The 12374-nt window shown below is 63.0% G+C and carries 12 protein-coding genes; 4 read left to right on the forward strand and 8 right to left on the reverse strand.

Annotated features, from left to right (window positions below; all coding sequences use genetic code 11):
- Nucleotides 1-46: 46 nt before the first annotated feature.
- The 8 genes from gloA to OEG79_RS01905 form a co-directional block, all read right to left on the reverse strand.
- Complete coding sequence (gloA, locus tag OEG79_RS01870) at nt 47-574, reverse strand: lactoylglutathione lyase (protein WP_264147196.1); 528 nt, start codon at nt 572-574, stop codon at nt 47-49.
- A 233-nt stretch (nt 575-807) separates the two neighbouring features.
- On the reverse strand, nt 808-1266 hold the full coding sequence (locus OEG79_RS01875) for a metallophosphoesterase family protein (protein WP_264147197.1): 459 nt from the start codon (nt 1264-1266) through the stop codon (nt 808-810).
- Between the two features lie 114 nt (nt 1267-1380).
- Nucleotides 1381-3219 (reverse strand): dihydroxy-acid dehydratase, encoded by a 1839-nt coding sequence (gene ilvD, locus OEG79_RS01880; protein WP_264147198.1) that lies wholly within the window; start codon nt 3217-3219, stop codon nt 1381-1383.
- Between the two features lie 218 nt (nt 3220-3437).
- Nucleotides 3438-4292 carry an ABC transporter permease gene (locus OEG79_RS01885; RefSeq protein WP_264147199.1) on the reverse strand — a complete coding sequence of 285 codons (855 nt, stop codon included), beginning with the start codon at nt 4290-4292 and terminating at the stop codon, nt 3438-3440.
- A gap of 7 nt (nt 4293-4299) precedes the next feature.
- A complete protein-coding gene (locus OEG79_RS01890; protein WP_318840866.1) occupies nt 4300-5535 on the reverse strand; it encodes an ABC transporter permease in 1236 nt (411 codons plus the stop codon).
- Between the two features lie 67 nt (nt 5536-5602).
- Nucleotides 5603-6676 carry an ABC transporter substrate-binding protein gene (locus OEG79_RS01895; RefSeq protein ID WP_264147201.1) on the reverse strand — a complete coding sequence of 358 codons (1074 nt, stop codon included), beginning with the start codon at nt 6674-6676 and terminating at the stop codon, nt 5603-5605.
- A gap of 36 nt (nt 6677-6712) precedes the next feature.
- Nucleotides 6713-7831 (reverse strand): ABC transporter ATP-binding protein, encoded by a 1119-nt coding sequence (locus tag OEG79_RS01900; protein ID WP_264147202.1) that lies wholly within the window; start codon nt 7829-7831, stop codon nt 6713-6715.
- 269 nt (nt 7832-8100) lie between these two features.
- Nucleotides 8101-9300, reverse strand: a complete 1200-nt coding sequence (locus OEG79_RS01905; RefSeq protein ID WP_264147203.1) for a class I SAM-dependent rRNA methyltransferase — start codon at nt 9298-9300, stop codon at nt 8101-8103.
- Between the two features lie 137 nt (nt 9301-9437).
- Between OEG79_RS01905 and OEG79_RS01910 the strand changes: the two genes are divergently transcribed.
- From OEG79_RS01910 to OEG79_RS01925, 4 genes are all read left to right on the forward strand, one after another.
- Nucleotides 9438-10304, forward strand: coding sequence for an HDOD domain-containing protein (locus tag OEG79_RS01910; RefSeq protein WP_264147204.1), 867 nt, complete (start codon nt 9438-9440; stop codon nt 10302-10304).
- A gap of 107 nt (nt 10305-10411) precedes the next feature.
- Nucleotides 10412-11224 carry a bifunctional DNA-formamidopyrimidine glycosylase/DNA-(apurinic or apyrimidinic site) lyase gene (gene mutM / locus OEG79_RS01915; RefSeq protein ID WP_264147205.1) on the forward strand — a complete coding sequence of 271 codons (813 nt, stop codon included), beginning with the start codon at nt 10412-10414 and terminating at the stop codon, nt 11222-11224.
- A gap of 114 nt (nt 11225-11338) precedes the next feature.
- Nucleotides 11339-11917 (forward strand): lysophospholipid acyltransferase family protein, encoded by a 579-nt coding sequence (locus OEG79_RS01920; RefSeq protein WP_264147206.1) that lies wholly within the window; start codon nt 11339-11341, stop codon nt 11915-11917.
- 76 nt (nt 11918-11993) lie between these two features.
- Nucleotides 11994-12332: a multidrug transporter gene (locus OEG79_RS01925; RefSeq protein ID WP_264147207.1), complete on the forward strand. Its 339-nt coding sequence runs from the start codon at nt 11994-11996 to the stop codon at nt 12330-12332.
- Nucleotides 12333-12374: the final 42 nt, after the last annotated feature.

Raw genomic sequence — 12374 nt, forward strand, 5'->3', positions numbered from 1 at the left:
AGGGGCTGTCTCGCTGGAGGCAGCCCCTCGTCGGGTTTTGCGACGATCAGATCACTTCGGTGAACTGGATGATCTCGACCCAGTAACCGTCCGGGTCCTTGATGAAGGCGATGTCGCGCATGCGGCCGTCAGTGAGGCGCTTCTGGAAGTCCACGCCGAGGTCTTCGAAGCGCTGGCAGGCGGCCTTGATGTCCGGTACCGATACGCACAGATGGCCAAAGCCGCGCGGGTCGCTGTTGCCGCTGTGGTAGGAGAACTCCGGATCCTTCTCGGTGCCGTAGTTGTAGGTCAGCTCCAGCACGCCGGGGATGGATTTGCGCCACTGATGGCGTGCGGCCGGGTCAGCCGGGATCTGCGATTTGTCGGCAATCAGGGCCAGGAAGTACAGGCTGAATTCGGCCTCGGGGAAATCCTTCTTCTCCAGCAGGGTGAAACCCAGCACGCGGGTGTAGAAATCCAGCGACTTTTGCAGATCCTTCACGCGGATCATGGTGTGGTTGTAGACGAAGTCGGCGGTGGCAGCGTCGGGTTTGGCGGTCACGCCGGGGATGGCGTTGAGCTCGTCGAGGGTCATGGGATTCTCCATCAGGCGGGAAAAAGACTGTATCTGCCTAGATGGCCTCGAAATGTGCTTTTTTCAAGGGACAGACGGTAAGCCTTTGCCTTAGTAAGCCTGTCGCCTTCTATTCAGAGCAGCGGTGATGTCGGGTTTGTTGTAGGAGCGGCTTTAGCCGCGATTGACCTGGAGACGCAAAAGCATCGTGGCTGAAGCCGCTTCTACGGCTCGTGCCAGCGTGCAGGGTGGCTTCAGACCAGCAGCGTGATCAGCTCGGCGCGTGCCCGGTCATCCTCGATATGCAGGATGCCCACACCGACACGCAGCTTGAAACGCCTTGGCCCGGCGCTGCCCGGATTGAGGTAGAGCACGCCGTCACGTACCTCGTGCAGCGGTTTGTGCGAATGGCCGGCGATTACCACGTCGATGCCTGCTGCCTTGGGATCAATGGCCAGCTGCTTGAGGTCATGCAGTACATAGAGGTTGACCGCGCCGAAGCGCAGGGTCAGGTTTTCCGGAATCGCATCGGCCCAGGCGGCCTGGTCGTTGTTGCCACGCACTACCGACAGCGGTGCGATGCGTCCCAGTTCGGCAAGAATGGACGGCCCGCCGATATCGCCGGCGTGAATCAGATGATCGACGCCCTGCAATGCCGCCAGTGCTTCGGGCCGCAGCAGGTTGTGGGTGTCGGCGATCAGGCCGATGCGCATGGGACTCTCCCGTGATGAGCGAGAAGCCAGCTTGCGGCCGAACACGCCTCAATGCAAAACCTGCGGGCAATAAAAAGCCCGGCACCATGGCCGGGCTTTCATCTGCTGCAGCGATCAGCCGTCGAGCAGCGCCTTGTTGCGCACCGCGCCCTTGTCGGCGCTGGTGGCGAGCAGGGCGTAGGCTTTCAGGGCGGTGGTCACCTTGCGTGCGCGCGGTTGCGCCGGCTTCCAGCCTTTCTTGTCCTGTTCGGCGCGGCGGGCGGCCAGTTCTTCATCGCTGACCAGCAGGTTGATGCTGCGGTTGGGGATGTCGATGAGGATCTTGTCGCCGTCGTTGACCAGGGCGATGGCGCCGCCCGAGGCGGCTTCCGGCGAGGCGTGACCGATGGACAGGCCCGACGTGCCACCGGAGAAACGGCCGTCGGTGAGCAGGGCGCAGGCCTTGCCCAGGCCCTTGGACTTCAGGTAGCTGGTCGGGTAGAGCATTTCCTGCATGCCCGGGCCGCCCTTTGGGCCTTCGTAGCGGATGATGACGATATCGCCGGCTTTCACCTCGTCGCCGAGGATGCCCTTGACCGCGCTGTCCTGGCTCTCGAACACCTTGGCGGTGCCTTCGAATACGTGGATCGACTCGTCGACGCCGGCGGTCTTCACCACGCAGCCGTCGAGGGCGATGTTGCCGTACAGCACGGCCAGGCCGCCTTCCTGCGAGTAGGCGTGCTCGACGCTGCGGATACAGCCGTTCTCACGGTCGACGTCCAGGCTCGGCCAGCGGGTGCTCTGGCTGAACGCGGTCTGGGTGGGGATGCCGGCAGGGCCTGCCTTGAAGAAGTGGTGAACCGCTTCGTCCCTGGTCTGGGTGATGTCCCACTGGGCGATGGCTTCGGCCATGTTCGGGCTGTGTACGGTCGCTACGTCCGTGTGCAGCAGGCCGCCGCGGGCCAGTTCGCCGAGGATGGAGAAGATGCCGCCGGCGCGATGCACGTCTTCCATGTGGTACTTCTGGATGTTCGGCGCCACCTTGCACAGCTGCGGCACCTTGCGCGACAGGCGATCGATGTCGCGCAGATCGAACGGCACTTCCGCCTCCTGCGCAGCGGCCAGCAGGTGCAGGATGGTGTTGGTCGAACCGCCCATGGCGATGTCCAGCATCATGGCGTTCTCGAACGCCTTGACGTTGGCGATGTTGCGCGGCAGTACCGACTCGTCGCCTTTCCCGTAGTAGCGCTGGCACAGCTCGACAGCCAGGCGGCCGGCGCGCAGGAACAGCTGCTCGCGGTCGCTGTGGGTGGCCAGGGTCGAGCCGTTGCCCGGCAGGGACAGGCCCAGGGCCTCGGTCAAGCAGTTCATCGAGTTGGCGGTGAACATGCCGGAGCAGCTGCCGCAGGTCGGGCAGGCGCTGCGCTCGTATTCGGCGACTTTTTCGTCGGAGGCGCTGGAGTCGGCAGCGATCACCATGGCGTCGACCAGGTCCAGGCCGTGGCTGGCCAGCTTGGTCTTGCCGGCTTCCATCGGGCCGCCGGAGACGAAGACCACCGGGATGTTCAGGCGCAGGGCGGCCATCAGCATGCCGGGGGTGATCTTGTCGCAGTTGGAGATGCAGACGATGGCGTCGGCGCAGTGGGCGTTGACCATGTACTCCACGGAGTCGGCGATGATCTCGCGGCTCGGCAGCGAATAGAGCATGCCGTCGTGGCCCATGGCGATGCCGTCGTCGACGGCGATGGTGTTGAATTCCTTGGCCACGCCGCCGGCTTTCTCGATCTCGCGGGCTACCAGTTGGCCCAGGTCCTTCAGGTGCACGTGGCCGGGCACGAACTGGGTGAAGGAGTTGGCGATGGCGATGATCGGTTTCTTGAAGTCTTCGTCCTTCATCCCGGTGGCGCGCCACAGAGCGCGGGCGCCGGCCATGTTGCGGCCGTGGGTGGAGGTCTTCGAGCGGTAATCGGGCATGACGGTATTCCTGCGACTAATTCGGTTATGTGTGCGGTGAGCGTCGTCGAGCGGCAGATCGCCGCGGTGTCAGGAGGCTGCATGACGAAACGGGATCACCGTTCGTACGGCCGGGGCTCACGGGCCCGCCGGAGGATTTCTGGCGAGGAATGCTGCGATTCTACGCCCGCCGAGGCGGGCGGGGAAAGGTCGAAGGTCGAGGCTGCCCGGGCGGGTGCTTACTGAGGAATTTCGATGCCGCGCATGCGTTCGGCGCGGCGACGCAGCAGCTCGATGGTCACCAGCAGGGCGATGGACACCAGAATCAGCAGCGTGGCGATGGCCAGGATGCTCGGATTGATCTGCTCGCGCAGGCCCGAGAACATCTGCCGCGGGATGGTGCGTTGTTGCGGGCCGGCCATGAACAGGATCACCACCACTTCATCGAACGAGGTGATGAAGGCGAACAGCGCGCCGGAAATGACCCCGGGGCGGATCAGCGGCATGATCACGTCGAAGAACACGCGAACAGGCGTGGCGCCCAGATTCAGCGCGGCGCGTGCCAGGCTGTAGTCAAAGCCGGTCAGCGTGGCGGTGACGGTGATGATGACGAAGGGCGTACCCAGCGCGGCGTGTGCCAGGATCACCCCGAGGTAGCCGCCGGCCAGACCGAGATCCGAATAGAAGAAGAACATGCCGGCTGCGGTGATGATCAGGGGCACGATCATCGGCGACAGCAGCAGGGCGGTGATGAAACGACGAAACGGCATCTCATCACGTGCCAGGCCGACAGCAGCGACGGTACCGAGCACGGTGGCAAGGAGAGTGGAAAAGATGCCGATGAGGAAGCTGTTCTTGATCGCCAGCACCCATTTGGGGTCGTTGAAAACCTCCCGGTACCAGCGCAGCGAATAGGCCTCCGGGTCCAGCTTGAGCATGCCTTCGGTGAAGCTGAAGAACGGCTCGGAGTTGAACGACAGCGGCACGATCACCAGGATCGGCAGGATCAAAAACAGCAGCACCAGCCAGGAGCCGGCCTTGAGCAGCCAGTTGCCGAGGTGGTGCCAGAGGCCGTAGTAGGCGGGAATCTTCATCGTGTACTTATCCCAACTTGATATTGCTGGCGCCGACGAAGCGGTCGTACACCCAGTACAGCAGCAGGATCAGCCCCAGCAGCAGCGAGCCGAGCGCGGCGGCCAGCTCCCAGTTGTTCGAGCGCTGCATGTGGAAGGCGATGATGTTGCTGATCATCTGCCCGTCGGTACCGCCGACCAGCGCCGGGGTGATGTAGTAACCAACCGAAATGATGAACACCAGCAGGGCTCCGGCGCTGAGACCGGGCAGGGTCATCGGGAAATAGATGCGGATGAACGCCGGGATCGGCTTGTCGCCGAGGCTGAGCGCGGCGCGCATGTAGCTGGGGTCGATGCTGCGCATGACGCTGTACAGCGGCAGGATCATGAACGGCAGCAGGATATGGGTCATGGCCACCACGGTGGCGAACGAGGTGTAGAGCATCTCGAAGGGTTGGCGGGTGAGGCCGATGCCCATGAGGAAGGAGTTGATCACGCCGTTGGTCTGCAGCAGCGCGATCCAGGCGGTGGTGCGCACCAGCAGCGACGTCCAGAACGGCAGCAGCACCAGAACCAGCAGCAGGTTGGCGCGGTTCGACGGCAGGCCGGCCAGGTAGTAGGCCAGCGGATAGCCGAGCAGGGCGCAGAGCAGTGTGATGACCAGCGCCATGCTCAGGGTCTTGGAATACAGTTGCAGGTAGATCTGCGTGTCCTGGCGCACCTGGATGCCCTCGTCGGGGTGCATCTCCAGGTCCAGTGCGGTCAGGTAGTAGTCGTAGGTATAGACCTTGCCGGCACGCTCGATGGCGTACCACAGCTCGGGTTTGCTCCAGTTGCGATGGGCATCGAGCAGCGTCTGTATGCCCTGGGTCTGCAGCTTCTGTTCGTCCAGCCGGCCGACACGGCGGGCGGTGGATTTGACCACGCTGGACATGCCGGTATAGGCGCGGTTGAACTCTTCGGACAGCTTGCCGGACAGGCGTTGTTCGTTGAGCCCGTGCAGTTCCGTGACGAAGACCTGCAGGGTCTTTTCGTCCGGCAGTTGCTTGTGATCTTCCCAGCGCTCGAGTTCGGCCAGGGTCAGGGGAATCAGTTCGGCCACGGTCGGGTGGTACACGCTGCGCCACAACATGGTGCCGATCGGAACGACGAAGGTCACGAGGATGAACAGCAGCAGGGGCGCCACGAAGGCAAACGCCAGCAGCCGTTTGCGGCGATGGGCCGTGGCGGCCTGGTGGGCCTCGCCGACGGTCAGGGAATGCAGAAGTGCACTGCGGGCAGGCATTTTCTCTCCTTGGCCGCCTCGCCCGTTGGGCGAGGCGGCGACTGCGTCACTTCAACAGCCACTCGTTGAACTTCTCACCCAGCGATTCGCCGTAGTCAGCCCAGAACTCGGAGCCGGCCTGGATGCCTTTATCCAGATGCGCGGTCGGCAGGTGCGGAGCGGCGGCCGGGTCGGTCAGCGGCATGGACGACTTGCGGGTCGGGCCGTAGGCCACGTCGGGCATGCCGGCCAGCGGCTTGGAACCGGTGGCGTACTTGATGAACTCCATGGCCAGCTCTTTCTTCTTCGAGCCCTTGACGATGGCCCAGGCGTCGAGGTCGTAGACGTGGCCGTCCCAGACGATCACGAACGGCTTCTTCTCCTGCACGATGGAGTCGTAGAAGCGGCCGTTGGCCGACTGCACCAGCACCGCGCCGCCGTCGTTGAGCAGTTGCGGGGCCTGCGACCAGGAGTCGAACCAGACGATGTCCTTCTTGATGCTGTCGAGCTTGGCGAAGGCGCGTTGCTGGCCTTCAGGCGTGGACAGCACTTCGTAGACCTCCTCGGGTGCTACGCCGTCGGCCATCAGCGCCCATTCCATGTTCACCTGCGGGCGTTTGCGCATGGCGCGCTTGCCCGGAATCTTGCTCAGGTCGAAGAAGTCGCCGATGCTTTCGGCCTTGGTGCCGCCAATGGTGCCTTCATTGAAGGCGAACACCACGGACCAGACGATGTTGCCCACGGCGCATTCACTGGCCAGGGCCTCGGGGATGAAGTCCTTTGCCGCCGGGGTGCCGTCAATGCCGGCCGGCAGCACGCTGTGGTCGAGGGTTTCCAGCAGGCCTTCGGAGCAGGCGCGCTCGAGGTCGATCACTTCGAAGTCGACCACGTCCCACTGGATGTTGCCCGACTCGACCTGGGCCTTGATCTCGGCCACGCCACCGGAGTAGTCCTCGAACAGCACCTTGACGCCGGTGTCCTTCTGATAGGGATCGATGACGTGCTTCTTCTGCGCGGCACCGTAAGACCCGCCCCAGGACACCGCGGTGAGGCTTTCCTGAGCCGTGGCGCTGCTTGCTGTGAAACCCAATGCCGCCACCAGGGCAAAGGTGGAAACGCTGGTAGTCAGTGATCTAGCCATTGCTGTGCTCCATTTGCTTCTACTAGTTGTGTGGGATCAGAGCGTCGCAGGCACTTCCGATCGGTCCAGGGCCTGGCTGTCTTCCGGCAGCCAAGTCAGGGCGACCTCTTCCTGAGCGCTGAGTTGCGGGGCTGAACTGTCGTTCAGATTCTTCACCACCAGCTCGTTGCCGCTGGCGGTTTCGAAGTGGTAGCGGATGTATTCGCCGACGTAATGCCGTGTGACGAAGCGTGCCGAGACCTGATTGCCGGCGCCGCCATGGCGGTTGGTGAAGTTGAGCTTCTCCGGGCGTACCGACACGGTGGTGGGCTGGCCGATCTCGGCGCAGTTGGCCTTCAGCGCTGTGACCACGCCGCCATCAAGCAGGCGCACGGTGACACGGTCGTCGGACACGCTCTCGATCACGCCGGGCAGCTTGTTGCTCTCGCCGATGAAGTCGGCGACGAACAGGTTGGCCGGACGCTCGTAGAGCACATGCGGCGCCGCGCATTGCTGCACCACACCGTTGTTGAACACGGCGATGCGGTCGCTCATGGTCAGCGCTTCGGTCTGATCGTGGGTCACGTAGATCACGGTGAAACCTAGCTGCTCGTGTAGACGCTTGATCTCGAACTGCATCTGCTCGCGCAGTTTCTTGTCCAGCGCGCCAAGCGGTTCGTCCATCAGCACGATGTCCGGGGCGAAGATCAGCGCGCGAGCCAGGGCCACGCGCTGGCGCTGACCGCCGGACAGCTGGCCGGGATAGCGCCCGCCGAATGCCTGCAGTTCGACCAGCGCAAGATACTGGTCGACCTTGGCGCTGATTTCGTCCTTGGGCAGTTTGCGGATCTTCAGCGGGTAGGCGAGGTTCTCGCGGATGGTCATGTGCGGGAACAGCGCGTACTGCTGGAAGACCATGCCGATGTTGCGGTCGTAGGGGGCGATGCTGGTGACGTTGCGGCCATTGATCAGGATCTCGCCGCTGGTCACGTCTTCGAACCCGGCGAGCATCATCAGGCAGGTGGTTTTGCCGGAGCCAGAGGGGCCGAGCAGGGTGATGAATTCGCCCTTGGCCACGTTGAGGTTGAAGTCCTTGACCACCAGGGTTTTGTGATCGTAGGTCTTCTTGACGTTGGTGAATCGCAGGAACGCGTCGTTCCCAGCCTGCGCAGTCATATTCCTCCCCGCTATCGGCAATCTGGAGCCGGCTCGTGGCCAAGGCTCCAACTTCTATAGTCGAGTCACCTCCTTCGTGGGCGGTGATCCTTTATGTCTATAGCCAAAAGCAATAAGCAAGCCAGATGATGGCTTTTCGCTGATAGCGCTCTGCTATGCAGCTTAAAGCCTAGTCCATGCTGGAGGAGATGCGAGGCGGGTGTGGAAGGAGGTAACAGCGGGTGGGGGAAGGGGCACCTGCCGAAACGCACTCGGCAGGTGCAGATTGCTCAACTGTTGGGCAGCAGACGTACGGTCAGGCTCTTGATGTAGCGGGTTTCGTTGATCGCCGGGTGTACGGGGTGGTCCGGGCCCTGGGCGCCGCGCTCGAGCAGCTGGATATTGCGGTCCAGATGGCGCGCGCTGGTCAGCAGGATGTTCTGCAGGTGGTCTTCCTCCAGGTGCATGGAGCAGCTGGCGCTGACCAGGATGCCGTCCTTGTTGAGCAGGCGCATCGCGGTTTCATTGAGACGACGGTAGGCGGCCTCGCCGTTCTTGATGTCCTTCTTGCGCTTGATGAAGGCGGGTGGGTCGGCGATGACCACATCGAAGCGCTCTTCGGCAGCCTTGAGTTCCCGCAGCGCGGCGAACACGTCGCCCTCGACGCAGGTGACCTTCTCGGCGAAGCCGTTGAGCGTGGCGTTGCGCTCCACGCCGTCGAGCGCGAAGCCGGAGGCGTCCACGCAGAACACTTCGCTGGCGCCGAATGCCGCCGCCTGCACGCCCCAGCCGCCGATGTAGCTGAACAGGTCGAGCACGCGCTTGCCCTTGACGTAGGGTGCCAGACGCGCGCGGTTCATGCGGTGGTCATAGAACCAGCCGGTCTTCTGCCCTTCGATCACCGGTGCCTCGAACTTCACCCCGTTCTCTTCCAGTGCCACCCACTCCGGCACTTCGCCGTAGACGGTTTCCACGTAGCGCTCGAGGCCTTCGGCGTCGCGCGCGCTGGAGTCGTTCTTGAGCAGGATGCCGCTGGGCTTGAGCACCTGGATCAGTGCAGCGAGCACGTCGTCCTTGTGCGCTTCCATGGTGGCCGAGGCCAGCTGCACCACGAGGATATCGAAGAAACGGTCGACCACCAGGCCCGGCAGCAGATCGGAGTCGCCGTACACCAGGCGGTAGCAGGGTTTGTCGAACAGGCGCTCGCGCAGGCTCAGAGCAACGTTGAGGCGGTGTACCAGCAGGGATTTGTCCAGCACGTGCTTGACGTCTCGCGACAGCAGGCGGGCGCAGATCAGATTGTTCGGGCTCATGGCGACGATGCCCAGCGGTTTGCCGCCGGCCGCTTCGAGAATGGCCTGGTCGCCGGCTGTGAAGCCATGCAGCGGGGTGGCGGCGACATCGATCTCGTTGCTGTACACCCACAGATGGCCGGCGCGCAGGCGTCGGTCGGCGTTGGCTTTCAGGCGCAGACTGGGCAGGGAAGACATGAGTTCGGGCTCCGCAGGGCAAAGAGCGGGATTATAGCGGTTTGCACGCAGGCCAGGCGGTTACAAAAGTCGACAGCGGGCCTGCCGGTGCTTTCGCTAGACTGTGCGCCATTTCTCACCCTGCGCGATTTCGATCCATGACTTACGAACTTACCGCCGAACAGATTCAGCAATTTCTGCAGGGAATCAGCGTACCGCCGCAACCGCAGATCATGGTCGATCTGCAGATGGAACAGATCATGCCCAACCCGGATCTGCGCAGCATCGCCAAGCTGATCAGTCAGGACCCGGGGCTTTCCGGTGCGCTGTTGAAAATCGTCAATTCGCCGCATTTCGGCCTGACCAACCGCATCGCCTCCATCCAGCAGGCGGTCAACCTGCTGGGCTGCAATACCGTGATCAACCTGATCAATGCGCAATCGATCAAAGGCGAGCTGACCGACGAAGCGATCCTGGTGCTCAACCGCTTCTGGGACAGCGCTCAGGATGTGGCGATGACCTGCCTGACTCTGGCCAAGCGTCTCGGCTATCACTCGCCTGACGAAGCCTACAGCCTCGGGCTGTTCCACGATTGCGGCGTTCCACTGATGCTCAAGCGCTTTCCCAACTACATGCAGGTGCTGGAGGAAGCCTATGCCAGCGCCAGTGACGAGCGCCGCGTGGTCGATACCGAGAACCGCCTGCTGACCACCAACCACGCCGTGGTGGGTTACTTCACCGCACGTTCCTGGCGCTTGCCGGCGCACCTGTGCGAGGTCATCGCCAACCACCACAATGCCCTGTCCATCTTCAGTGACGACTCGGGGCGCGATGCGCAACTCAAGACGCTGCTGGGCATCCTGAAAATGGCCGAACACATCTGCGCGACCCACCGCGTGCTGGGCGGCCAGCCCATCGACATGGAGTGGCAGCACATCGCGCAGCCGATTCTCGAATACGTGGGGCTGTCGGAGTACGACTTCGAGAACCTGCGTGAAAGCATTCGCGACCTGACCATGCTTTGAGCCTGCGCGGCGCATTGCTGTCGCCGCTTGCGCAACCCGGCGCGCGCTACCGCTTTGCGCGCCGCTCCTGCTAAGGTGGCGAACCGCCGTTTTCCTGCCGTATTGCCATGCCCGAATTACCCGAAGTCGAAACAACCCGCCGTGGTATCGCCCCCTACCTTGAGGGGCAGCGCGTCAGTCGTGTGATCGTTCGTGAGCGCCGCCTGCGCTGGCCGATTCCCGAGGATCTGGACGTACGTCTGTCCGGCCAGCGCATCGAGTGTGTCGAGCGGCGCGCCAAATACCTGCTGATCAAGGCCGAGGCCGGCAGTCTGATCGGCCATCTGGGCATGTCCGGCAGTCTGCGTCTGGTCGAGTGCGGGTTGGCGGCGGCCAAGCACGAGCATGTGGATATCGAACTGGAGTCCGGTCTGGCGCTTCGCTATACCGACCCGCGCCGTTTCGGCGCGCTGCTCTGGAGCGAGGACCCGTTGCGCCATGAGCTGCTCAGCAAGCTCGGCCCCGAGCCGCTGGGCGGGCTGTTCGATGGCGAGCGGCTGTTCCAGCTGTCGCGTGGACGCAGCATGGCAGTCAAGCCCTTCATCATGGACAACGCCGTGGTGGTGGGGGTGGGCAACATCTACGCCACCGAAGCGTTGTTCGCCGCCGGTATCGATCCGCGTCGCGAGGCCGGCTCGATCTCGCGAGCGCGCTACCTGCGCCTGGCCGAGGAGATCAAGCGCATCCTCGCTCACGCCATCGAGCGCGGCGGCACCACGTTGCGTGACTTCGTCGGCGGCGACGGCCAGCCCGGCTACTTCCAGCAGGAGCTTTTTGCCTATGGGCGTGGCGGGGAATTCTGCAAGGTCTGTGGCAGCACCCTGCGAGAGGTCAAACTGGGGCAGCGCGCGAGTGTGTACTGTCCCAAGTGCCAGCGTTGAGAACCTGTCCGCGATCTGCCGCGGGTCGGCCCGTTTTTGCCTTGTATGGCTCTAGCTCGCAGCTCGTAAAACAGGTTCTGGTATGAAAACAACAAGAAATACCGAGGTTGATCGATGTCCGGTAACTACTTGCCCTCCAATCCAGCCGCCGAATGGCTGGGGCGCAGCGTACTGAAACTGATGGGCTGGCGGATCGAGGGCGAGCTGCCGAAGCTCGACAGGTTCGTCGCTATCGGCGCCCATCACACGTCCAACTGGGACTTCGTGATCTTCATCGCACTGAAGTTCGTGCTCCGTCTCAATGCCCGCTGGTTCGGCAAGCACAGCATCTTCCGCTGGCCCTTCGGAGGCCTGATGCGCAGCTGGGGCGGCATCCCGATCCGTCGGGACCGCAAGCTCAATACCGTCGAACAGGCGGTGCAGGCCTTTCGTGAGCACGATCAGTTCATTCTGGTGCTGTCGCCCGAAGGTACGCGCAAGAAGGTCGAGCGCTGGAAGATGGGCTTCTACCACATCGGCCTGGGTGCTGGTGTGCCCATCGTGCTGGGCGCGCTGGATTACCAGAACCGGCGTGTGGTGATTGGCCCGACCTTCCACCCCACGGGTGACGAAAAGGCCGATCTGAAGACCATTCTGGCGTTCTTTCGCCCGTATGTGCCGAAAAAGCCGGAGTACGCCTTTCATGGCGATTGACGTCCGTCACGCTGACAATTACCAATGCGCTGTTATAGTTACTGGCACTTTCCCGAATAACCTGAAGGATTGATCCATGAAAGCGTTCCGCACTTCCGCTGTTGTCCTGGCGCTGACCACTGGCCTGCTGGCGCTCTCGGCGCAAGCGGATGTGGTTCAGCAGAACGCCAGCGGTGATCCTCTCTACACCGTCGAAGCGCCCAAGGGCTATGCCATGGTAGGTGACCTGATCATCGCCCGCCCGCTGCTGATCGGCGCCACTGCCATCGGCGCTGCAGCCTTCATCGTCAGCCTGCCGTTCACCGCGCTGGGCGGCAATGTCGGCGAGGCGGCGCAGTCCCTGGTGGTCGAGCCGGGCAAAGAAGCCTTCGTGCGCTGCCTGGGCTGCACCAGCAGCGGCTACAAGCAAGACTGATTCGCTGTAACCTGCTTGTCGCGGCCCCTTGCCTCCTATCGA

The organism is Pseudomonas sp. Z8(2022) (assembly GCF_025837155.1).
Taxonomy (GTDB): domain Bacteria; phylum Pseudomonadota; class Gammaproteobacteria; order Pseudomonadales; family Pseudomonadaceae; genus Aquipseudomonas.